This window comes from Paenarthrobacter sp. E2MeOHC11 (assembly GCF_058744955.1).
This window is the reverse complement of the sequence record NZ_CP196673.1, coordinates 4,154,302-4,177,148: the sequence shown is the minus strand read 5'-3', so window position 1 is coordinate 4,177,148 and position 22,847 is coordinate 4,154,302. Positions and strand designations below refer to the sequence as shown.

At 62.8% G+C, this 22,847-nt stretch carries 25 protein-coding genes; 6 read left to right on the top strand and 19 right to left on the bottom strand.

The features are described from left to right. Together ACSSVG_RS19405 and ACSSVG_RS19400 are read right to left on the bottom strand one after the other, a co-directional pair. Entirely contained in the window at positions 1-498 is a 498-nt protein-coding gene (locus ACSSVG_RS19405; RefSeq protein WP_253468430.1) for a peroxiredoxin, read from the bottom strand. Beyond that, on the bottom strand, positions 495-914 hold the full coding sequence (locus tag ACSSVG_RS19400; RefSeq protein WP_026542347.1) for a DUF3052 domain-containing protein: 420 nt from the start codon (positions 912-914) through the stop codon (positions 495-497). Before ACSSVG_RS19400 ends, ACSSVG_RS19405 begins: the two co-directional genes overlap by 4 nt. A gap of 381 nt (positions 915-1,295) precedes the next feature. Here ACSSVG_RS19400 and aceE point away from each other — a divergent pair, with 381 nt between their 5' ends. From aceE to ACSSVG_RS19370, 6 genes are all read left to right on the top strand, one after another. Further along, complete coding sequence (gene aceE / locus ACSSVG_RS19395) at positions 1,296-4,097, top strand: pyruvate dehydrogenase (acetyl-transferring), homodimeric type (RefSeq protein WP_492415893.1); 2,802 nt, start codon at positions 1,296-1,298, stop codon at positions 4,095-4,097. Positions 4,098-4,293: 196 nt separating this feature from the next. Next, on the top strand, positions 4,294-5,538 hold the full coding sequence (locus ACSSVG_RS19390; RefSeq protein ID WP_231343251.1) for a PucR family transcriptional regulator: 1,245 nt from the start codon (positions 4,294-4,296) through the stop codon (positions 5,536-5,538). 88 nt (positions 5,539-5,626) lie between these two features. Further along, complete coding sequence (locus ACSSVG_RS19385) at positions 5,627-6,556, top strand: ACP S-malonyltransferase (RefSeq protein WP_492415892.1); 930 nt, start codon at positions 5,627-5,629, stop codon at positions 6,554-6,556. Next, positions 6,553-7,614: a beta-ketoacyl-ACP synthase III gene (locus tag ACSSVG_RS19380; protein WP_231343255.1), complete on the top strand. Its 1,062-nt coding sequence runs from the start codon at positions 6,553-6,555 to the stop codon at positions 7,612-7,614. Before ACSSVG_RS19385 ends, ACSSVG_RS19380 begins: the two co-directional genes overlap by 4 nt. A 115-nt stretch (positions 7,615-7,729) precedes the next feature. Beyond that, positions 7,730-7,975, top strand: coding sequence for an acyl carrier protein (locus ACSSVG_RS19375; RefSeq protein ID WP_011692310.1), 246 nt, complete (start codon positions 7,730-7,732; stop codon positions 7,973-7,975). Positions 7,976-8,109: 134 nt separating this feature from the next. Beyond that, the gene (locus tag ACSSVG_RS19370; protein ID WP_231343257.1) at positions 8,110-9,345 is read left to right on the top strand and encodes a beta-ketoacyl-[acyl-carrier-protein] synthase family protein; all 1,236 of its coding nucleotides are present in this window, start codon (positions 8,110-8,112) and stop codon (positions 9,343-9,345) included. 95 nt (positions 9,346-9,440) lie between these two features. Here the strand turns inward: ACSSVG_RS19370 and ACSSVG_RS19365 are convergent, their stop codons facing one another. From ACSSVG_RS19365 to ACSSVG_RS19285, 17 genes are all read right to left on the bottom strand, one after another. Further along, the gene (locus tag ACSSVG_RS19365) at positions 9,441-9,944 is read right to left on the bottom strand and encodes a DUF3145 domain-containing protein (RefSeq protein WP_026005636.1); all 504 of its coding nucleotides are present in this window, start codon (positions 9,942-9,944) and stop codon (positions 9,441-9,443) included. 237 nt (positions 9,945-10,181) lie between these two features. After that, positions 10,182-11,081, bottom strand: coding sequence for a tyrosine recombinase XerC (locus tag ACSSVG_RS19360; RefSeq protein WP_492419256.1), 900 nt, complete (start codon positions 11,079-11,081; stop codon positions 10,182-10,184). Between the two features lie 88 nt (positions 11,082-11,169). Beyond that, complete coding sequence (gene dprA, locus ACSSVG_RS19355) at positions 11,170-12,402, bottom strand: DNA-processing protein DprA (protein WP_492415891.1); 1,233 nt, start codon at positions 12,400-12,402, stop codon at positions 11,170-11,172. Further along, positions 12,399-13,940, bottom strand: coding sequence for a YifB family Mg chelatase-like AAA ATPase (locus tag ACSSVG_RS19350; protein ID WP_231343160.1), 1,542 nt, complete (start codon positions 13,938-13,940; stop codon positions 12,399-12,401). Before ACSSVG_RS19350 ends, dprA begins: the two co-directional genes overlap by 4 nt. Next, positions 13,941-14,306: a YraN family protein gene (locus tag ACSSVG_RS19345; protein WP_231343161.1), complete on the bottom strand. Its 366-nt coding sequence runs from the start codon at positions 14,304-14,306 to the stop codon at positions 13,941-13,943. Positions 14,307-14,409: 103 nt separating this feature from the next. Beyond that, positions 14,410-14,754, bottom strand: a complete 345-nt coding sequence (locus ACSSVG_RS19340; protein ID WP_090818960.1) for a DUF2469 domain-containing protein — start codon at positions 14,752-14,754, stop codon at positions 14,410-14,412. Between the two features lie 78 nt (positions 14,755-14,832). Next, the gene (rnhB, locus tag ACSSVG_RS19335) at positions 14,833-15,603 is read right to left on the bottom strand and encodes a ribonuclease HII (RefSeq protein ID WP_492415890.1); all 771 of its coding nucleotides are present in this window, start codon (positions 15,601-15,603) and stop codon (positions 14,833-14,835) included. Continuing rightward, positions 15,603-16,481: a signal peptidase I gene (lepB, locus tag ACSSVG_RS19330; RefSeq protein ID WP_492415889.1), complete on the bottom strand. Its 879-nt coding sequence runs from the start codon at positions 16,479-16,481 to the stop codon at positions 15,603-15,605. Before lepB (ACSSVG_RS19330) ends, rnhB begins: the two co-directional genes overlap by 1 nt. Next, entirely contained in the window at positions 16,482-17,156 is a 675-nt protein-coding gene (gene lepB, locus ACSSVG_RS19325; RefSeq protein ID WP_231343169.1) for a signal peptidase I, read from the bottom strand. An 80-nt stretch (positions 17,157-17,236) separates the two neighbouring features. Then, on the bottom strand, positions 17,237-17,590 hold the full coding sequence (rplS, locus tag ACSSVG_RS19320) for a 50S ribosomal protein L19 (protein WP_090818948.1): 354 nt from the start codon (positions 17,588-17,590) through the stop codon (positions 17,237-17,239). Between the two features lie 265 nt (positions 17,591-17,855). After that, a complete protein-coding gene (gene trmD / locus ACSSVG_RS19315; RefSeq protein ID WP_253468444.1) occupies positions 17,856-18,656 on the bottom strand; it encodes a tRNA (guanosine(37)-N1)-methyltransferase TrmD in 801 nt (266 codons plus the stop codon). Continuing rightward, the gene (gene rimM, locus ACSSVG_RS19310; protein WP_492415888.1) at positions 18,657-19,211 is read right to left on the bottom strand and encodes a ribosome maturation factor RimM; all 555 of its coding nucleotides are present in this window, start codon (positions 19,209-19,211) and stop codon (positions 18,657-18,659) included. A 129-nt stretch (positions 19,212-19,340) separates the two neighbouring features. Next, positions 19,341-19,583, bottom strand: a complete 243-nt coding sequence (locus ACSSVG_RS19305) for an RNA-binding protein (RefSeq protein WP_011775119.1) — start codon at positions 19,581-19,583, stop codon at positions 19,341-19,343. Between the two features lies 1 nt (position 19,584). Next, positions 19,585-20,004 carry a 30S ribosomal protein S16 gene (gene rpsP, locus ACSSVG_RS19300; RefSeq protein WP_017199647.1) on the bottom strand — a complete coding sequence of 140 codons (420 nt, stop codon included), beginning with the start codon at positions 20,002-20,004 and terminating at the stop codon, positions 19,585-19,587. Between the two features lie 237 nt (positions 20,005-20,241). Continuing rightward, positions 20,242-20,679, bottom strand: a complete 438-nt coding sequence (locus tag ACSSVG_RS19295; protein WP_492415887.1) for a hypothetical protein — start codon at positions 20,677-20,679, stop codon at positions 20,242-20,244. Between the two features lie 107 nt (positions 20,680-20,786). Further along, complete coding sequence (locus ACSSVG_RS19290) at positions 20,787-21,659, bottom strand: VOC family protein (protein WP_253468448.1); 873 nt, start codon at positions 21,657-21,659, stop codon at positions 20,787-20,789. 77 nt (positions 21,660-21,736) lie between these two features. Then, positions 21,737-22,819 carry an amidohydrolase family protein gene (locus tag ACSSVG_RS19285; protein ID WP_492415886.1) on the bottom strand — a complete coding sequence of 361 codons (1,083 nt, stop codon included), beginning with the start codon at positions 22,817-22,819 and terminating at the stop codon, positions 21,737-21,739. Between the last annotated feature and the right edge of the window lie 28 nt (positions 22,820-22,847).

Below are 22,847 nucleotides of genomic sequence, written 5' to 3'. Positions count from 1 at the left end.
CTACTGTTGCCCCAACGCCGTGAGCGCGCGACGATATTCAGTAAAGTCACGTGCCTGGCCGCGCGGATTGACCACGACGTACCGCACAACTCCAGAGGCATCGATGATGAAGGTTCCCCGCAATGCCATGCCGCTGACGTCGTCAAAAACACCGTAGGCCCGGGCTACCGCACCATGCGGCCAGAAATCGGCCAGCAGGTCAAAGCCGTAGCCTTCCTGTTGGGAGTAGGCCCTCAGTGTGAATTTGCTGTCCACAGAGACTGCAAGCACCACAGCGTCCGATTCCTCGAAAGCCGCGATATTGTCGCGAATCTCACACAACTCTCCAGTGCAAATACCGGAGAACGCAAAGGGATAGAACACGACCACCACATTGCGGCCCCGATAGTCGGAGAGGCGAACGGGTTCGCCAAACTGGTTCACCAACTCAAAGTCCGGCGCAGGCTGCCCCGGCTGCGGAACCACGCCGGGGGCCGGCGCCAGCCGAACATCGGTCACTTGTTCTTCTTCGGCACCAGTCGGGTGGCACTCCAGTCCTTCGATACCCCGGCAGAGGTAGTGAGGTGCAGCCCGGATGTAGGGGCCGCGTCCTGGATATCGGCGGGGGAAACGTAGTTATCGCGGCCGGACTTGGGCGTCAGAACCCAGACAACTCCGCCTTCCTTCAGCGTGGTGAGCGAATCCATGAGGGCATCAACAAGATCGCCGTCGCCATCCCGCCACCAAAAGACAACGGCATCTACTACGTCGTGGTCGTCTTCATCCAGCAGCTCAGAGCCTGTGACATCTTCAATGTCATCACGCAAGTCGAAGTCGACGTCGTCGTCGTAGCCGCGCTCCTGAATCAGATCCCCATCTTTGAAACCCATTCGTTCCGCCACATTTACCGATGTGGCGGCGTCGGCCTCGCTCACGTTTCCTCCTTTTGAAGTGACTTCCATTACTAACAGCCAACACCCTTTGGGCGTGTGCTTCAAGCCATTGTCCCTGCCACGGGCCACATTCCGCATTCCCCGGGGTGTTTCGAGGCTGTGACAGTCACGTGCTTTCCGTCACGCAGGCCAGCCAGGTGTGACATACAACGCCCCTCAGGGCCCACGGCTACGCATCGCAGCGCCGTGAAAGCTAGAGTGGCCATGAGCGCTCTGGCTGCAGGGCGATCGCCCCGCAGAATTCTACTGGGCAGCCAAGCGCTCACAAGACCTGCCCGGCGCATCCGACCGGGCTGTTGAAACCGAGATGTCGCACACGACGCGTTCACGACGGGCAGTTACCCTGCCAGACCTGAGGCGCCGATGCATGCGCCTAAAGGAAGGTTGGACGTGGCTGCAGGAGAAGAGACCTCACACATCCTCAGCGGGTTGACTGCCCAGCTGCCTGATCGTGATCCGGAAGAGACCGCGGAGTGGATTGAGTCCCTTGATGCGTTGATCGCGGAGCAGGGTACCGAGCGTGCCCAGTACATTATGCGTTCGTTGTTGCAGCGTGCTGGTGCCCGGTCGGTGGGTGTGCCGATGGTGACGACCACTGATTATGTGAACACGATCCCGGTGGACCAGGAAGCGCCGTTCCCGGGGAACGAGGAGTTCGAGCGCCGGTATCGTGCGTACATGCGGTGGAACGCCGCGGTGATGGTGCATCGTGCGCAGCGTTCCGATATTGGGGTGGGCGGGCATATTTCCACGTATGCCGGTGCCGCGACCCTGTACGAGGTGGGCTTCAACCACTTCTTCCGCGGTAAGGACCACCCCTCCGGTGGAGACCAGGTGTTCTTCCAGGGCCATGCCTCCCCGGGTATGTACGCCAGGGCGTTCATGGAAGGCCGCCTGACGGAGGAGGATTTGGACGGGTTCCGTCAGGAGAAGTCCAAAGAGGGCCACGCCCTGTCCTCGTACCCGCACCCGCGCCTGATGCCGGACTTCTGGGAATTCCCGACCGTGTCGATGGGTATCGGCCCGATGAACGCGATCTACCAGGCCCAGTCCAACCGGTACCTGCAGAACCGTGGCATCAAGGACACCTCCGACCAGCAGGTCTGGGCGTTCCTGGGTGACGGGGAAATGGACGAGCCCGAGTCCCGTGGCCTGCTCCAGCTCGCCGCGAACGAGAACCTGGACAACCTGAACTTCGTGATCAACTGCAACCTCCAGCGCCTGGACGGACCGGTCCGCGGCAACGGCAAGATCATGCAGGAACTCGAGGCGTTCTTCCGCGGTGCGGGCTGGAACGTGATCAAGGTCGTCTGGGGCCGGGAATGGGACACCCTCCTGGAGAACGACGCCGACGGGGCGTTGGTGAAGATCATGAACGAAACCCCCGATGGTGACTACCAGACCTACAAGGCCGAGTCCGGCGGGTTCGTCCGTGAACACTTCTTCGGTAAGTCCCCGCAGACCAAGGACATGGTCGCGGATTTGGACGACGAGCAGATCTGGGGCCTCAAACGCGGCGGGCACGACTACCGCAAGGTCTACGCCGCGTACAAGGCAGCGACCGAATTCAAGGGCAAACCCACGGTCATCCTGGCCAAAACGGTCAAGGGCTACGGCCTGGGCCCGCACTTCGAGGGCCGCAACGCGACCCACCAGATGAAGAAACTGACCATGGAAGACCTCAAAGCCTTCCGTGACCACCTGCGCATCCCCATCAGCGATGACCAACTCGACGCGGACCTCTACCGGCCCCCGTACTACCACCCCGGCATGGACGCCCCGGAAATCAAATACCTCATGGACCGCCGGGCAGAACTGGGCGGGTTCGTCCCCGAACGCCGCCGCAAACACACCGACGTGGTCCTCCCGGACGCGAAGTCCTACGACGTCGCCAAACGCGGGTCCGGGAAACAACAAGCCGCGACCACCATGGCCTTCGTCCGTTTGTTGAAGGACCTCATGCGGGACAAAAACTTCGGCGCCCGCTTCGTGCCCGTCGTCCCGGACGAATCCCGCACCTTCGGCATGGACGCGTTCTTCCCGACCGCGAAAATCTACAACCCCAAAGGCCAGAACTACCTCTCCGTGGACCGCGACCTCGTCCTGGCCTACAAAGAATCACCCGCAGGCCAACTGATCCACCCCGGCATCAACGAAGCCGGCGCCGTCGCAGCGTTCACCGCCGCCGGCACCGCCTACGCCACCCACGGCGAACCCCTGGTCCCGATCTACGTGTTCTACTCCATGTTCGGCTTCCAACGCACCGGGGACTCCTTCTGGGCCGCCGCGGACCAAATGACCCGCGGCTTCATCATCGGCGCCACCGCAGGACGGACCACCCTCACCGGCGAAGGACTCCAACACGCCGACGGACACTCCCCCATCCTGGCCTCCACCAACCCCGCCGTGAAAACCTACGACCCCGCCTACGGCTACGAAATCGGCCACATCATCCGCCACGGCCTCGAACAAATGTACGGACCCGACGCTGACGCGCAAGGAACCAGAACTGCGTCAGATAAAAACGTGATGTACTACCTCACCGTCTACAACGAACCCATCACCCAACCCGCCGAACCCGAAAACCTCGACATCAACGGACTCCTCAAAGGCATCTACCGCCTCGCCGAAGCCCCCACAGGAGACCCGAACCGCCCGACAGCGAACATCCTCGCCTCCGGCGTGTCCGTCCCCTGGGCCCTCGAAGCCGCCCGGATCCTCAACGACGACTGGAACGTCGCCGCCGATATCTGGTCCGTGACCTCCTGGAACGAACTCCGACGCGACGGACTCGCCGCCGAAGAACACGCCTTCCTCAACCCCGGCCAACCCGCCCGCACCCCGTTCATCACCGAACAACTCGCAGGCACCACCGGACCCGTCATCGCCGTGTCCGACTACATGAAAGCCGTCCCCGACCAAATCCGCCAATTCATCCCCAACGACTTCGCCTCCCTCGGAGCAGACGGCTTCGGCTTCTCCGACACCCGCCAAGCCGCCCGCCGCTACTTCAAAAACGACACCCACTCCATCGTCGCCAAAACCCTCCAACTTCTCGCCGCCAAGGGAGAAGTTGAAGAAGGCGCCCTGGAGAAGGCCATCGATAAGTACCGGCTTCTGGATGTGAACGCCGGCACCACAGGCGGCGCAGGCGGCGACGCCTAAGTATTGGTTGCCGGACGCTGTCCGGCAACGGAGCTAAGCCAGCGGTAAACGCGACGGCGGCTTCCACCGAAAGGTGGGGGCCGCCGTCGTGGTTTAACCAAGCGGGATGCCGCGTCCGACCATGTGACCAGCGACAACGCAAGTTGTAGCCTTCTCACAAATGGAGCTTGCGCGGGATGGCCCGTATGCTCATTCCATGGCAGAGCCAAGCAAAACAACTTCCAAGCGCAAGGCAGCAACCCAGGCGTTGTCGCCTGAAAAGGCCGAAACTCTGCGGCAGCTCCGCGCCAACGTGGGCCAGCTGTCCACCAGCACCATGCGCCAACTCGAGAAGTCGCTGCCCTGGTACAGCCGTCTCAGCTCCGATGAGCGCTCCGCGCTGGGACTGGTAGCGCAGAATGGTATCGCCGCATTTGTGACGTGGTACGAACGGCCAAGTTCGCCGTCATGGATCCTGACTGACGTCTTCGGAAACGCCCCCACCGAGCTGACGCGCTCCATCAGCCTGCAAAAGGCCCTCCAGTTGATCCGGATCGTGGTGGAAGTCGTCGAGGACCAGGTTCCTGTCATCGCGCCGGAATCAGACCAACCTTCGTTGCGGGAGGCCGTCCTGCGCTATTCGCGTGAAGTGGCTTTCGCAGCTGCCGACGTATACGCCAGGGCCGCCGAATCCCGCGGTTCCTGGGACACCCGCCTTGAAGCGCTGATCGTTGACGCCATCCTGCGCGGCGAGAACACGGACGCGCTCAGGTCACGGATCGCCGCCCTCGGCTGGAAGGCACAGGAGCGCTTCACAGTAATGGTGGGCAATTCGCCGTCGGAGCCCAGCGCCAGCTACGTCAGCGAACTGCGCCGAACCGCCGGGCGTTTCGCTGAGGATGCCTTGGTGGGAATCCAAGGCGACCGGCTGATCCTGATCCTTGGTGGTGTGCAGGACCGCGACACCGCGTACGTCAAGCTCAGTGAGCTTTTCGCCCCCGGTGCCGTTGTTTACGGGCCGGAGGCGGGGTCGCTCCTTGAAGCGAGCAGTTCCGCGCAGGCGGCATTCGCTGGGCTCACGGCGGCCCGTGCGTGGCCCTCGGCACCGCGGCCCGTTGCAGCCGATGACCTACTTCCTGAGCGGGTTGTCTCCGGAGACGATGCTGCACGCAGGTCGCTGATCAAGAACATCTACCGGCCACTGTTGGCCGCCTCGAATGGCTTGGTGGAGACCCTTGGCACCTATCTCGAACTGGGCCACTCCCTGGAAGCCACAGCCCGTGAACTGTTCGTCCATGCCAATACTGTGCGCTACCGTTTGAAGCGTGTCTGCGACGTCACAGGCTGGGATCCGCTTCTTCCAAGGGAGGCTTTTGTGCTGCAAACCGCCTTGGTAGTCGGCAGGCTTTCGGCCCAACCAAAAGCCGCCCCCGAACGTCACGCGTCGCGTTCACAGAACTGAACCGTTGTAGACTTCCTACAAACTGACCCAGTGAGCTTGGTGTACCAAAACACCAGTGGATCACGTGGCAATTTGGAAAGCTGGATACGTGCTTGCAATCGTCTGCCCTGGACAGGGCTCCCAGACCCCCGGATTTTTAGCCCCTTGGCTGGAACTCCCTTCCGTCGAAGGCCAATTGGCCTCCCTGAGCGAGATCGCAGGCATTGACCTCAAGGCCCACGGAACCACCTCGGACGAAGAGACCATCAAAGACACTGCGGTGGCTCAGCCGCTGATTGTTGCAGCCGGCCTCGTAGCCGCCAAGTCTTTGTTCGACGTCGAACTCAGCACCCTTCCTGTCATCCTCGCCGGGCACTCCGTTGGCGAGATCACGGCTTCGGCCCTGGCAGGCGTCCTCACCGAGGCCGAAGCCATGACCTTCGTCCGGGAACGCGCCAACAGCATGGCCGCGGCAGCCGCAGTGACCCCCACCGGGATGAGCGCTGTCGTCGGAGGCGACCCCGCCGAGGTCCTGGCGGCCATCGAGGCATCCGGCGCAACTCCAGCGAACGTCAACGGCGCAGGCCAGACAGTTGCCGCCGGTACCTTCGACCAGCTCAAAGTCCTCGCAGACAACCCCCCGGCGAAGGCACGCGTGATCCCCCTCAAGGTCGCAGGCGCATTCCACACCTCGCACATGGCTCCGGCCGTCAGCGCGCTCGAATCCCTCAAGCCGTCGCTGTCGCCTCAGAATCCGGTTGTACCGCTGCTGTCGAACTACGACGGCCAGGAAGTCACCGCAGGACCTGCCGCTGTAGACAGCCTGATCGCCCAGGTCTCCCGCCCTGTCCGTTGGGACAAGTGCATGGAAACGCTGGTTGCGCGCGGCGTCACCGGGGTCATCGAACTTGCCCCCGCCGGCACCCTCGCCGGCTTGGCCAAGCGCGGAATGCCCGGCGTCAAGACAGTTGCCGTCAAGACCCCGGATGACCTGTCCGCGGCCCTCGCACTCTTCGCCGAATTGGAGGGACAAGCATGAGCACTCCCGTATTGAACAAGGCTGCCGTCAACGAGAACGCCCGCATCCTGGGTATCGGCGCCTACCGCCCCGACGTCATCGTCACCAACGACGACGTCTGCCAGTGGATCGACTCTTCGGACGAATGGATCCGCCAACGCACCGGAATCATCACACGCCACCGCGCAGCAGCTGACGTCAGCGTCATCGACATGGCCGAAGGCGCCGCACGCGAGGCGCTCCAGCAGGCGGGTATCGAAGCATCCCAACTCGGCGCCGTGATTGTGTCCACTGTGACGCACCCGTACGCGACGCCGTCAGCTGCCGCTGCACTCACTGATCGTTTGGGCGCGACGCCGGCACCCGCCTACGACATCTCGGCCGCCTGCGCAGGGTATTGCTATGGCGTGGCCCAGGCCGACGCCCTGGTCCGTTCCGGCGCAGCCGAGTACGTTTTGGTCGTGGGCGCGGAGAAACTCTCCGATGTCATCGACAACCACGAACGTACCATTTCCTTCCTCCTCGGCGACGGCGCCGGCGCTGTCGTAGTGGGCCCATCCGACACCCCTGGAATCGGGCCTTCGGTGTGGGGCTCGGACGGCAGCAAGTGGGACGCCATTGGCATGACCCACTCCCTTGAAGACGTCAAGAAGCTGGGCGAATCGGCCCGCCACTCCGACGAAATCGACGACCCCGCCATTCTCTCGGCAACCCAGGACGTCTGGCCGACACTGCGCCAGGACGGCCAGACTGTGTTCCGCTGGGCAGTTTGGGAAATGGCAAAGGTAGCCCAGCAGGCCTTGGACGCCGCCGGCATCGAGGCCACCGATCTCGCCGCGTTTGTACCGCATCAGGCAAACATGCGAATCATCGACGAGATGGTCAAGAAGCTCAAGCTTCCCGAATCCGTTGTCATCGGCCGCGACATCGCCCAGGCGGGCAATACGTCCGCGGCTTCCATCCCGCTGGCAACGCACCGCTTGCTTCAGGAAAACCCTGAGTTGAGCGGCGGCCTGGCCCTGCAGATCGGGTTCGGCGCCGGACTGGTCTTCGGCGCCCAGGTAGTAGTTCTGCCGTAGACCTGGATTGGCCTGCAGCCTCCAGCCAACTGAATACGACTTACAAACCCAAACCGCAACCCGCGGTTTGCCCCCTTTCCGGCAGTAGCCGGTACAACAAGAAAAGGAGCCAACAATGGCTAGCAACGAAGAAATCCTGGCCGGCCTGGCTGAAATCGTCAACGAAGAGACGGGCCTCGCCACCGAAGCCGTGGAGCTGGACAAGTCCTTCACCGAGGACCTGGACATCGACTCCATCTCCATGATGACGATCGTTGTCAACGCTGAAGAGAAGTTCGGCGTTCGCATCCCCGACGAAGAGGTCAAGAACCTCAAGACCGTCGGCGACGCCGTCAGCTTCATCGCCAACGCACAGGCCTAGTCCTGACACCAGCTGTGCCGGGCCGGGATTCCTATCCTTGCGCCCGGCACAGCCGCAGTAACGCCCAAAGATTTTGTAGCCTTCCCCTGTGAATCCCTGCAGGCGGAACGGCTGATCCGACAGAGAGTGATCGCATGGCACGCAAAGTAGTCATAACCGGTCTGGGGGCCACCACTCCCATCGGCGGCGACGTACCCACAATGTGGCAGAACGCGCTGAAAGGGGTCTCCGGCGCCCGCACGCTCGAAGACGAGTGGGTGGCCAAGTACGACCTCCCCGTCCACTTTGCTGCCCGGTGCTCGACGCCGGCCCTTGAGGTCCTGAGCCGGGTTGAGGCCAAGCGTATGGACCCATCCACCCAGTTTGGCGTCATCGCAGCACGTGAAGCCTGGGCCGACTCCGGGATCGAGGACCTCGACCACGACCGCCTGGCTGTTGCTTTTGCCACCGGCATCGGCGGCGTCTGGACCCTTCTGGATGCCTGGGACACCCTCAGGGACAGGGGCCCCCGCCGGGTCCTGCCCATGACCGTTCCCATGCTCATGCCCAATGGCGTAGCCGCGGCGGTCAGCCTCGACCTCGGCGCCCGCGCTGGAGCGCACACTCCCGTCTCAGCCTGTGCATCAGGCACGGAAGCCCTCCATCTCGGCCTGGAGCTCATCCGTTCAGGCAAGGCCGACGTCGTAGTGTGCGGTGGCGCGGAAGCTGCCATCCACCCGATGCCCTTGGCCGCTTTCTCCTCCATGCAGGCCCTCTCCCGTCGCAACGACGAGCCGGAACGCGCGTCCCGCCCTTACGACATCGACCGTGACGGCTTCGTCATGGGCGAAGGTGCCGGCGCTTTGGTTCTCGAAGCCGAAGAGCACGCAATCGCCCGTGGAGCGCGCATCTACGCCGAACTCGCTGGCACATCGGTAACTGCGGATGCCTACCACATCACGGCACCGGACCCCGAGGGCCTGGGTGCAACGCGTGCCCTGAAGGCCGCCATGTTTGATGGCCGGATCCAGGCTGAGGACGTAGTCCACGTCAACGCGCATGCCACGTCCACCCCGGTTGGCGACAAGCCCGAGTACACGGCCCTGCGTGCCGCGTTGGGGACCCATGTGGACAATGTCGCGGTCTCCGCCACCAAGTCCCAGATGGGCCACCTCCTGGGCGCTTCAGGCGCCGTTGAGGCTGTCCTGACAGTGCTGGCCGTCTATGAGCGCAAGGCACCGGTCACCATCAACCTTGAGAACCAGGATCCGGAGATCCCGCTTGACGTCGTGACATCGGTCCGGGACTTGCCTGCCGGCGATATCGTCGCGTTGAGCAACTCCTTCGGTTTCGGCGGACACAACGCCGTCATCGCGGTCAGGAACGTCTAAGCCCGGTTCGCTGCCGATGAGATGAGACATGAAGAGGGCCCCACCAACCGGTGGGGCCCTCTTCGTTGCTATGGGGTGTCCGTTGCCTCGTCGTGCTAGCCGACCTGGTGCAACCAGCGCACGGGGGCACCTTCAGCTGCGTGACGGAAGGGCTCAAGCTCTTCATCCCAGGCCTCGCCGAGGGCCAGTGAGAGCTCGTGGTAAACGGCTGAGGGATCTCCAGCACCGGACTCGTACGCGTATCGGATTCGGTCTTCGGTCACCATGATGTTGCCGTGGACATCAGTGACGGCATGGAAAATACCCAGCTCCGGGGTGTGGGACCATCGTGCCCCATCCACTCCCTGGCTTGGTTCCTCGGTGACCTCGTAGCGCAGGTGCGCCCAGCCCCGAAGGGCCGAGGCCAACTGCGCCCCAGTACCGGGCGTTCCCGTCCATGACAATTCGGCCCGGAACATCCCGGGAGCGGCGGGTTGAGGGGTCCACTCAAGATCGGTCCGCTTATCAACGACCGATCCGATGGCCCACTCAACATGCGGGCAAAGTGCCGTCGGGGCCGAGTGCACAAACAGGACACCGCGGGTTGTTGCAACAGACATTCCATCCTCCATAGCTGTAGGTACGTCTTCCCCAACGACCTCTGCCTGGATGTTTGCTGTTGCTGCCGGATGCCCTTGGAAGAGGCGGACCCTGACAGGCTATTCAGTTGTGCGAAGTGCTACTGACGATCTTGGCACAGATGTAACCCTCAACTGTGAATCGAAGGTTTCCCCGTGGTGCTCTTATTTTGCCGCACGCTGCCCGTTTCCGCCAGTGCGGCTCTTGGGAGGACTTGTTCACGCCCGTGGGTGTGCCTGCTGATAGCTCTTGCGGAGTCGGTCAACGGAGACGTGGGTGTAGATCTGCGTGGTTGACAGGCTGCTGTGACCGAGAATCTCCTGGACGGCGCGTAAATCGGCACCGCCGTCCAGCAGGTGGGTGGCGGCGCTGTGCCTCAGTGCATGGGGGCCCGTCGCAGAGGTATCCCCCAAAGCCTGCAGCAGTTCGTTCACTACGGACCGGATCTGACGGGGATCAACCCTGTTGCCCCGTGCGCCGAGGAACAGGGCGGGTCCGCTGGTGGCCGTCAGCAGAGCGGGACGACCTCGCCTGAGCCAGTCGTCTACTGCAACAGCTGCCGGAACACCGTATGGCACAGTACGCTCCTTGTTGCCCTTACCCAGGACGCGCAATGTCCGTCGGTCGGGGTCCAGGTCATCCATATCCAGGCCGGCAAGCTCGCCGACCCGGACGCCCGTGGCATAAAGCAGTTCCACCATGGCGCGATTCCGCACGGCCATGGGACCACCGTCTACAGCCGCAGTGTTCAGATCATCCACGATCCGGTTTACCTGTTTCTGTTGCAGGACGCCCGGCAGAGATTTGTCGCGCTTGGGCGCCTGCAGCCGGACGGCCGGGTCGATGGAAATGAGTTCCTCCCTCAACGCCCATCCGGTGAAGGACCTGGCGGTCGCCGCACGACGTGCCAGGGTTGCCCGGGCCATGCCCGCCTCGCTCTGCGCGCCGAGCCAACGCCGTAGGGAACCGAGCTCCAATTGCCCCAGTTCCTCCACACCCTCCTGCACGGCAAATCCGAGGAGACTTTCCACATCAGCGAGGTATGCGCGGACCGTGTGCGCAGATCTGGCGCGTTCACCCTCAAGATAGCGCCGAAAGCCTTCTACTGCGCTTTGCATCGATGCGGGAAGTGATTGTCCGTCCACGGATACAACTGTGCCAGCATCCGGCAAGAACAAGGCGTATCAACATGATCTTCCGGACCGCCTATGTGTTCCTGTCCCTTTTCCAGGCGCCTCGTTCCGATCGGGCCAACCCCATCAGTCCCAGTCGGCCGAGGCCCGCGCGCACGGCATCCACGCTGAGTCCTGCCACCACTGCCAGTTTCTCCACCGAGCTCGTGGAACGGACCGGCAAAGCGTCGAGGAGGAGAAGGTCCTCCAGGGCCAGGCCGTCATGCACTGCCGCATCAGTACTCCTTTCCTCACTGGTGGATTCGCCCATTCCGCCGGCAAGCTCTGCGATCTCGCCTACGTCCGTGACACAAACAGCGCCACCATCCCGGAGCAGGCGGTGGCAGCCTGCGGAGTTGGCGCTGTGAATGGACCCCGGAACTGTTGCAACAACCCTGCCGATGGATTCAGCATGATTGGCTGTATTGAGGGCGCCGGAACGCCAGCGCGCCTCGACCACCACGGTGACTGACGCCAAGGCAGCGATGATCCGATTTCTTTGCAGGAACCTGTAGCGGGTTGGCGCGGATCCGGGGGGAACCTCTGAGATCACAGCCCCTTGGGTGGAGACCGCCCTGAGGAGGTCGTCGTTGCCCGAAGGATAGAATCGGTCCACTCCCCCGGCCATGACGGCTATGGTGGGCAGGTCTGAGGCCCCTCCGCTGAGCGCCCCGCGATGTGCATGGGCGTCGATGCCATAGGCTCCGCCCGAGACCACCGTGTAACCGCGCTGCGCCAATCCATAGGCGAAGTCTCCAGTGACGGAGGCCCCGTAGCTTGTGCTGTCCCTCGATCCCACGAGGGCGATCATTCGACGGGCAGCGGGCAGGGGTTGCTCCGGGCCCCGCCACCACAGGCAAAGCGGCTCCTGGAGCCCAAGGTCCCCTAATTGCTCCGGCCACAGCCCATCTCCCGGAACGATCAACCGGCCACCGAGCCGGCGCATGGTTTCGAGGTCACGGTCCGGGGCAAGGTCGCTGACACGTGGCGCCCATCGCCGGAGGCTGGCTGGAAGCCCTGCCCACGAGGCCGGACCTCCTTCGTCAACGAGCAGGGCGGATATCTCCTGCTCCAGACGCGGACCTGCTGCCAACTCCCCGGTTGCCACCCCCAAGGCGTCGATGGGCCCAACGGCCCGCACCAGTGCGAGCCCCACGGAGTCCTGGGGCTCCATGAGGCGCGCAAGGGCTGCCCTGGCAATCCTTTCCTTGTCCTGCTTCTCCACTGCGGCCACTTCCATCGTTCCCTTCGTGTCGCTATTGCTCATGGTGCGGCCGCCGCCTGGCGGAGCCCGAGGGCTTGGCCAATGTGGTCAATATCCGGAGTCTCGCTGTGTCCCAGGTCTGCAAGTGTCCATGCCAGCCTGAGGACGCGATCGTAGCCTCGAGCGGTCAGGGCGCCCCGTTCCAGCGCGGTGTCCAGAATGCGCGTTGTTCCGGCAGGTAGCCGCAAGTCACCCCTCAAGGTCCGTCCCGGTACCTGCGAGTTGGTTTCCAGCCCCAAAGGCTGCAGTCGCTCGTACTGTCGCAACCTGGCAGCCAGAACCCGGGCGGCCACGGTGCCGGTATCCTCTTCCGTGCCTGCATTCCCGAAATCAGCCAAGGAAACCCGCTCAACCTGTAGCTGGATGTCCACGCGATCCAACAGGGGACCCGAAATCCGACCGAAGTAGCGGCGGCGCATCATGGCAGTGCAGGTGCAATCCATGCCTTTGCCGGATGCCTTGCCGCACGGGCAGGGGTTGGCTGCCAGGACGAGCTGAAAACGTGCCGGGTATGCTGCCGTTCCCGCCGAACGATGAATGACCAGTTCCCCGCTCTCCAAGGGCTGCCGTAAGGCATCGAGGACCCGGCGCTCATACTCCGGGGCCTCATCAAGGAACAACACGCCGCGATGCGCCCGCGAAGCTGCCCCCGGCCGGGGAAGCCCTGACCCACCTCCGATGATTGCTGCTGCGGTGGCACTGTGATGTGGATTCTCGAAAGGAGGCCTGCGTACCAAGCGGACGGCCGAGGACTGCACCGCAGCCAAGGAGCGGATGGCCGTGACTTCCATTGCAGCCGTGTCTGCCAGGTTCGGGAGCAACCCTGGCAAACGCTCGGCCAGCATTGTCTTTCCGGCCCCCGGCGGCCCGGTCAGAAGCATGTGGTGTCCACCCGCGGCCGCTACCTCAAGTGCGCGGCGTGCCTCGCCTTGCCCGGATACGTCGCAAAGATCCGGGACGATGCACGCGGCGTCGGTCTCCTCATCCGGGGCATCCACGTTCGGAGGGTCGTACTCGAGCGCGAGCTCCTTGGGGTCTGCGCCGAAGTCGAAGGCGAGGCGGGCAAGCGTCTTGTAGCCGCGAACCTTGGCACCGGGGACCAGTGACGCCTCAGCGGCGTTGGACTCTGCCACTACGACATCCGGGTAGCCGGCCTGGACGGCCGCCATTACCGCGGGAAGGATGCCCCTGACCGGCCTTAGCCTGCCATCCAAACCCAGCTCCGCAATGAAGACAGTCCCGCCAATGGAGCGGATATCGTTCGCCGCGCAAAGAACTGACATAGCGATGGCGAGGTCAAAGCCCGACCCCCGTTTTGGAAGGGACGCCGGTATCAGGTTGGCTGTGATCTTGCGCCGGCTCAGGGGTATCCCGGAGTTTTGGGCTGCAGATCGGATTCGCTCCTTGGCCTCGTTGAGGGCTGCGTCCGGTAGCCCCAGGATCACGAAATTCGGCAGGGTCTGGCCTATATCGGCTTCTACCTCCACGATGTAGCCGTTGAGGCCAACCAAGGCAACACAGTAGCTGCGTCCCACCCCCATTCAGCCCACGCCCCGCAGGTGTTCAAGCTCAGGCTCGCCCACGCCGTTGTCTATGACCGACACGACGTCGACCCGCCTGCGCGGCGCACTTAGCTCGTGTTCCCGGCACCACGACGATGCCAGCCGGTGGAGCCGGGCCAGTTTGGCAGTCCCCACCGCTTCAAACGGATGCCCATAGTCCAGGCTCCGGCGGGTCTTGACTTCGGCCACCACCAAGGTGTCGCCATCGATCGCAACGATGTCGATCTCACCCTCTGCGCATCGCCAGTTCCTATCAACGATCCGCATCCCCTGGTTCTCCAGGAATCCGGCCGCCAGCGCCTCGCCGGTTCGGCCCAGCAAGTCTTTTGCTCTCATGAGAATCACCTCCGCTGACCAGTTTTCAGGCTGGTGCAGGCGGGCGGCAGGGCCTCACGATGCTATGTGGGTAACCCGGTGGGATCAGTACTGTGGAGGAACAGTGGTGGAGCTAGTTGCCAAGATCTCCGAGGTCGCCGAGGCCGCCATCCTTCGGCAGCGACAACTCTTCGCTACGGGGCAGCTCTTCGACATTGACATCCTTGAAGGTGATCACCCGGACGTTTTTCACGAAACGGGCCGAACGGTATACATCCCACACCCAGGCGTCCTGCAGAGTCAGGTCGAAGTAGACTTCGCCGTCCGCGCTGCGGGCCTGAAGGTCCACATGATTGGCCAGGTAGAACCGCCGCTCGGTTTCCACGACGTAGCTGAACAGACCGACAACATCCCTGTATTCGCGGTAGAGCTGCAGCTCCATGTCGGTTTCATAGTTCTCAAGGTCCTCGGCGCTCATAGTTCCATCTTGCACTATCTGCAGGGCAGCCCGCGCCACCACGGACGCCGGAGGAGCACGGCACTGTTCAGGCTGAGGTCAGTCGGCTTGTGGCCCGGTCAGGTTCCAGCTGGTCCGGTGGTAGGCGCTGGGCCCTTGGAGCCGGATCACGTCCCTGTGCCCGGACGTGGCATAGCCTTTGTTTTCATTCCACCCGTAGGCGGGAACCTCCGAATGGAGATCCACCATGATGCGGTCACGGGCTACTTTGGCCAGGACACTGGCTGCGGCAACACTGAGGCAACTCATGTCCGCTTTGACACGGGTATGTACCGGCGCCTCGCACCAAGGACCAGTAGCGGGCGCATCAAAAAGGGAGGCTTGAAGGTCCGGCGAAAGCCAATTATGGCTGCCGTCCAGCAACACCACATCGGGAGTGATTCCGCCTGCCAGGATCTCAAACCACGCTCGTGTTCCCGCCAGCCGCAATGCAGCGATGATGCCGATCTCGTCAATTTCCCGCGAGGACGCATGCCCCACTGCCGAGGCCACAGCCCAGTCGCGGACCAGGGGTTCGAGCCTGTCCCGGTCTTCGGGCTTGAGCAGCTTGCTGTCCTTGACGTCGGCCAACAAGCCGTGGTCCTCAAGGTTGACCACAGCTATCCCCACGCTGACCGGACCTGCCAAGGCGCCACGGCCTACCTCGTCAACGCCGGCAAGCAAGCGTACTCCCGGCGAGAGGAAAGACCTTTCGATGTCAAGGGTGGGAAAGCCAACAGGGCTTTTGGCCTTTGTGCCCGGTTTGCTCTTCTTCTTGGCGAGGACCTTGACCTGCGTCTTGCCCTTGGGACCGGTAGCCGTTGTTGCCATTACTTTGCCGGGGTGCTCTCAGGGACGTCGCGGAAAACGTCCTGGTAATTGTCAAGAATTGTCCAGCGGTTGACCGGCCAGGCAATGACTGTGGCCTTGCCCTCGACGTCCTCGATGTTGACGAAGCCGCCGTTGGTTTCCTGGTGCGCCCTGGAATCTGCCGAATGGTTTCGGTTATCGCCCATCACCCAGACTTTGCCCTCCGGAACCACGATGTCGAACGGATTGGGCTGTGGTACTTCGGCCGGGTTGATATACGTTTCGTCCAAAGGCACACCATTGATGCTGACGCGTCCCTGGGCGTCACAGCACGAAACCCGATCTCCGGGAAGTCCGATCACGCGCTTGACGAGGTGCTGTTCATTGTCATCGGCAGCCAAGCCCACAAACTCGAGGGCATCCCCTACCCAATCCAGCGGGCCTGCCGGCTTTTTGGCAACGGGGGTCAGCCAGTTCTGCGAGTCTTTGAAAACAACAACATCGCCATGCTGCAGAGCGAAGGGTTCTGGAACAAGGAGGTTGATGAAAATGCGGTCGTTGACATCCAACGTGCTTTCCATGGATTCCGATGGAATGTAGAAAGCCCGGAACAGGAATGTCTTCAAGAGGAAGGACAACACCAACGCGATAGCCACCACCGTGACGATCTCCTTGACCCAAACAAGCACCGGGTTCCTGCGAGGCTTCTCCACTGCATGGGCGCCGCCATTGGACACACGGGCCCCAGGATCGCCGCTGTCTCCACTGTTGCCGGGCGCGCTGGACGCGGCGTCGTCGGCCTGGCGGGGTTCCACCACACCGGCCGAGCTCGCCGTTCCGTCCGAGACCCGGGCGTCGTCGTCGTACCGCTCGGGGGTCTCTGGAGCCTTGTCCGGCATCTATTGTCCGTTCTTCGATGTTTCGGCCTGCGTAGAGCGAGGCATCTCTGCAAATCTATCAAGTGGCCAGATGATCTGGACGGGTCGGCCGATCACCCGTTCCACGGGAACCATCCCGCCACCCGGTGCGCCCAGCAACCCTCGGGAGTCGGCGGAACGCGAGCGGTGGTCGCCCATCAGCCATAGGCGTCCCTCAGGCACCACGACGTCGAACTTCTGCTTGCTGGGTTCATCTCCGGGATAGACATAGGGTTCCTCAACCGGCTGACCGTTGACTGTGAGAAGGCCGTTCGAATCGCAGCACTGAACGTGGTCCCCCGGCGTTCCGATCACCCGCTTGACGTAGATCGTTTCGCTTCCGGTCAGTCCGAACCATTGGCTGGCGGCCGATACTGCGTCGACAAACGGGCCCTTTCCGCTGCTCAGCGGGGCGAAGGAACCGCGGCCGTCGAATACCACGATGTCGCCGCGGCGTATCGGTTCGGTATTGAAGGCCGTCCGCGAGACCAGGATCCTGTCCCCTGTACCGAGCAGGGGTTCCATGGATTCAGAGGGAATGAAGTAGACATCCAGCCACAGGGAGCGGACCAACCCACTGATCGCGACCGCAAGCACCAGTGCGAGCAAAACAAAACGCCAGCCCTGTTTCCGGGGCTGGCGTTCTGTTGTGTCCATGACTCGTATCCCTGTTGCGTTGCGGATTGCTCCGGAACAACCGGGCACGAATCCTGGACCCGTTGCGTAAGTCGCAGGACCTACTTGGCGAAGTCGCGCTTTTCCTTGATCTTCGCAGCCTTACCGCGCAGTGCACGCATGTAGTAAAGCTTGGCGCGGCGGACGTCACCCTTGGTGACGACCTCGATCTTGTCGATGATCGGGGAGTGTACCGGGAAGGTACGCTCTACGCCGACACCGAAGGAAACCTTGCGCACGGTGAAGGTTTCGCGAACGCCGTCGCCCTGGCGGCCCAGGACGAAGCCCTGGAATACCTGGACACGGGAGTTCTTGCCTTCGATGATGTTGACGTGAACCTTGAGGGTGTCGCCCGCGCGGAACTCCGGAACATCGCTACGCAGCGAGGCTGCATCTACGCTATCGAGGATATGCATTAATCCACTCCTGGTGAACGCCACAGGTCATTCACTTTGGGTTACGGCGAACAAGCCCGGGGCACGAAAGCCAGCCGGAAATTTCCGCCGAAGTTTCTTTGTGTCCGGCTCCACCACTGATTGGTGTCGCCGGGTTGTCCGACTGTTGGCTGAACTCCCCCTGTGGCAGGTGTCAGCCCAGCAGACACAAGGGTTAATTCTGCCACATGCGCACGCATCCGGCCAACTGCCGGACTCCCGGAATGTTCGACGCCGGCAGGCACCTTTAGTTTTCGGCGTCGCCACCAGGCCGGGCGCGCAGGCGGCCGTCAACAACCGCGTACCCGAGGTCCGCGAGGGCGTTGCGGTCAGCGCGGCTCAGCGTACCGGCGTCGAACCCTTCCAGGAGGTCAGGCCGGCGTTCCGCGGTGCGACGGAACTGTTCGTGGCGTCGCCACTGGGCAATCTTGCCGTGGTTGCCGCTGAGAAGGATGGCAGGGACCTCATGGTCCCGCCACGCTGATGGCTTTGTGTAGACGGGGTACTCCAACAAACCGTCGGAGTGGGATTCCTCAACCAATGATTCGGGATTGCCGACCACTCCCGGAAGGAGGCGTCCAACTGCCTCCACCATGGCCAGGACGGCTACTTCGCCGCCGTTGAGCACGTAGTCGCCCAAGCTGACCGGACGTACCGTGAAGTGATCATGAGCCCAATCAATAACGCGCTCATCGATGCCTTCGTAGCGACCACAGGCGAACACGAGATGGTCCTGCTCGGCGAGTTCATACGCCAGCGCCTGGTTGAACCGCTCGCCTGCCGGTGAAGGAACGATCAGAACGGGCTTGGAACCTTCACGGACAGTGGCAACCGATTCAAGGGCTTGCGCCCACGGTTCCGGCTTCATGACCATCCCGGCGCCACCGCCGTACGGGGTATCGTCAACCGTCCGATGCTTGTCCGTTGTAAAGGCGCGGAGGTCATGGACGTTCAGTTCCAGCAGGCCATCCTGGCGGGCCTTGCCTATGAGGGAGAGCTCAAGCGGGGCAAGGTAATCGGGGAAAATGCTGACGACATCAATCCTCATTCAGGCATCATCCCCTGCGCCATCGTGGGGCTCCGATGTCGTTTCGTCGTTGACCTCAAAGAGGCCGGCCGGCGGCGTGATGAGGATGAATCCGTCCTCAATGTTGACCTCGGGCACGATTTCCTCCACGAACGGAACAAGGATTTCCTTGCCGTCGCCGGTCTTGACCATCAGCAAGTCCTGGACGGGCATGGTGTTCAGCGCGGCAACCTTGCCCACGACCTGCGAGCCAACCCGGGCTTCCAAGCCAACCAGTTCGTGCTCGTACCAGCCTTCGTCGTCGTCCTCGTCGTCGAGTTCTTCTGTTTCGATAAAGAGCTTCGCGCCACGGATGGCCTCGGCAGCATTGCGGTCGGCTATTTCCTCAAAGCCAAGAAGCAGGATGTCCTTGTTCCACCGGGCACTGCGGATGGTCAGCGGGCCGGCCGAGACCGGCTCCACGACGAATTCGGTTCCTGCGACAAATCGTTCCGAAGGCGCGTCGGTGAGTACCTGCACCGTGACCTCGCCGCGAATGCCGTGGGGTTTGCCGATCCGGGCCACCTGGAGCTGCATGGATTCCTCTGAATTCTTGTGTACCGTGCCGCCGGGCAGCCACGGTGATGAAATGGTGGATAAAGCAATCCGGCCCCTCCACCATATTCGGTGAAGGGGCCGGATCTAAGACAAGTAGTGCTGAGCGCGTTACCGGCGGCGGTCGGTGTCGACGACGTCGACCCTGACCTGCTCGCCACCTGCCAAGGCTGCAACCACAGTGCGCAATGCACGTGCGGTGCGTCCCTGACGGCCGATCACCCGTCCGAGGTCCTCCTGGTGAACACGCACCTCAAGGGATTCCCCGCGGCGGTTGTTCTTGGCACTGACCTTGACATCCTCAGGGCTGTCAACGATCCCGCGAACCAAGTGCTCGAGCGCTTCTGCCAGCAACTTACTCAGCCTCGGTGGTCTCTGCTTCAGCCTCGGCCGGAGCTTCGGCTTCGTCCTTCTTGGCCTTCTTGGTGATGGCTTCCGGGATGATGACGGAACCCTTCTCCGGGGCTACGAAGGCTTCCTTCGGAGCTTTGGTCTTCAGGGTGCCTTCCTGGCCCGGCAGGCCCTTGAACTTCTGCCAGTCACCGGTGATCTTGAGGATCGCGGCAACCTGCTCGGTCGGCTGGGCGCCAACGGAAAGCCAGTACTGGGCGCGCTCGGAAGCGACCTCGATGTACGACGGCTCTTCGGTGGGGTGGTACTTGCCGATTTCTTCGATGGCACGGCCGTCGCGCTTGGCGCGGGCATCCATGACGACAATGCGGTAGTACGGTGCGCGCATCTTACCGAAGCGCTTAAGGCGAATCTTTACGGCCACTTTTGTGGTCACTCCTGTTTCTGAAACGAGGTGAACCCGACGTTCTGCACCCGTGGGGCGGGCCATACTGGACGGTTCGAAGGACAAGATACGAGCACGGAGAGAGGGGCCGCACCGATCGAGTACCTGTCTATTGTGCCAGATGCCCGCAGCAAATACGACTTACGCCACGTGGTGCGGTGTGTTGTTGCTCACTCGCAGGATCGGAACGCTGCGTGCGGCGTGGACTCGATGCCGCTATTCGGACCAGACGTACAGCCCGGAGCGCTCCACCTTTTCGACGTCCGTGGCCAAGGCGGCCAATTGCTGGACGTACTGGCGTGATTGGGCAGCGTCGAACGGCATGTCGTCCTGCGCAGCCCAGGCGGCAGCTACGTCGTCGAGAACATTGGCGTCACCTTCGCTCTCGTACGTCAACAGTTCGGCAAGCGCCCGCACCATGGCTTCAGGGACACCCAGGAGCGCATCACTGGTGACATCGACCAAGGCAAGCTCATAGTCAGCTCCGGCGGCATGGACCGCCTGGCCGGCCAAGTCACCCAGCTGCTCGACTTCAAAATCCGTGATGCCATCGATCCTGACGGCAGGACCCACCACATCCGCGCCCTTATCCAGGGCAGCTGCCCGCTGGAGTGCTTCGTCGTGGGTGGCTACAAAAATTTCGGCAAAGCCCATGGAAAGTACTCTCATTCCTTCGTGCTGACGGGGCGGCGGCACGCGAACCGAGTGGCTCCGCGCCGCCACTGACCAGCCTAGTGCAGCGGGGAGCCGCCAGTGGCGCCTCAGCGCACGGCGACGCGCAGCTTGTTGCTCCAGGGGTCGTCAAAGCGAAGCTCGGAACCGGTGTGATAATGCGCCACGCCTGCTACCTTGAGGCGATCCCCCAAGGCCGCCACGTCTTCCGCGGCGGGGACCTCGATCAGGACTTCGCCCAGGCCGAGCGTATCTTTCCGGGGGCCGGCGCCACGGCTGTTCCAAACGTTCATGGCCATGTGGTGGTGATAGCCGCCGGCTGAGACGAACAGCGCCTGGCCATGCCATCCAGCGGTGCGCTCGAAGCCCAGGGTCCCGACGTAGAACTGTTGCGCAGTCCCAACATCACCTACCTGCAGGTGCACATGCCCGATGTCGGCAGCCGCCTCGCGCTGTCCGGTCACGGCAGCTTCACTCAGGTGCTGCTGCAGGAACCGCTGGGGCGGGAGGGCAACATTGTCCATGACCACATTCTTGCCATCCCACTGCCACAGTTCGCGGGGCTTGTCGTAGTAGAGCTCAATGCCATTGCCCTCGGGGTCGGTGAAGTAGAACGCCTCGCTGACGAGGTGGTCGGCACTGCCCGCAAAGGCGCGGGGCTCATACTCGGCCGCGGTGGCGATGGTCGCCGCCAGCGAAGGCTGGTCCTGGAACAGGATGGCCGTGTGGAACAGGCCGGCTTCGCCGCGCCCGGGAATCTGCAGGCCGGAGGCCGGAGCCAGATGGACCACAGGCTTTCCGACACGCCCCAGATACAGTCCGCCATCCTGTTCGGCAACCACCTCCAGGCCCAGGGCGCGCTGGTAGTAGTCGCTCATGACCTTCATGTCGCCCACCTTGAGCATGACGGTGCCCATGGTGAGTTCGGCAGGCAGAAGATCCTGGCTGATTGGTCTGGTCATGTGAAGCTCCCGTTTCTGAGGTTGCCGCGCATCGGCACCTTCTACTTCTATAAATTACTTGAAGCTTCAATTTATTCCTAACGGACAGTGATGCCCTGGAGGACGACGTGCTTGAGTTCCGATACAGTCTCCGGATGGCGCCTGGGATCGGCACTGCACAGGACGACGTCGGCACCCGCCCCCTCGCTGATCCCCTCCACCCCCAGCCACTTCCGGGCACCCCACGCCGCAGCGTCCAGGACTGCCGCCGGCGGCAGGCCGGCGTCGTGCAGTTCCCGCATTTCATCCGCAATCCGGCCGTGCTTGATCACGCTGCCCGCATCTGTTCCCGCGTAGATGGAGACCCCCGCCTCAAAGGCCTCCTGCACACGCTCGCGCCTACGCTCCCACAGGCGCATCATGTGGTCCGCGTACTCCGGAAACTTTGGCGCTGCCTGCGCGGCGATATCCGGGAAGGTGGCGATGTTGACCAGGGTGGGCACGATGGGCACCGACTGTTCCACCAAACGCGGAATGTGCCGCGGCAAGAGGCCAGTGGCGTGTTCGATGCAGTCGATGCCGGCATCGAGCATGTCATCGATCGTGTTCTCTGCGAAGCAATGGGCCGTCACCCGGGCACCTTCGTCGTGGGCAGCTGAGATGGCATCCCTGACGATCTTTGCCGGAAAGGACGCGGCGAGGTCGCCGACGCCGCGATCGATCCAGTCGCCCACAAGTTTCACCCAGCCGTCGCCGTCGCGCGCTTCCTTGCGCACGGTCTCCACGAGCTGCTCCGGTTCAATTTCGTGGCCCAGGCCACGGAGGTAGCGCCGGCTCCTGGCAATGTGCCGTCCTGCCCTGATCAGGCGGGGCAAGTCTGTCCGCTGCTGAACCCAGCGGGTGTCGCCGGGTGATCCACAATCACGGATCAGCAGCGTTCCGGCGTCGAGGTCCGCCTGCGCCTGCGCCAAGGTTGCCTGCTCGTCAACCGCGCCGCCTGCGCCGAGCCCGATGTGGCAGTGGGCATCAACGAAGCCCGGCAGGACCCAGCCATCCAGTACCCGGTCCGGAGTGGCCGTGGGGCGTTCGAAGGAAAGGACTCCGTCAACAGACCACATCCCCTGGCGCTCTTCGTCCGCCGAGACGAGTACAGGTCCGCTGAATTCGATGATGTTGGCCATTGCAAAAGCCTAGTCCGCCGCAGTGCCT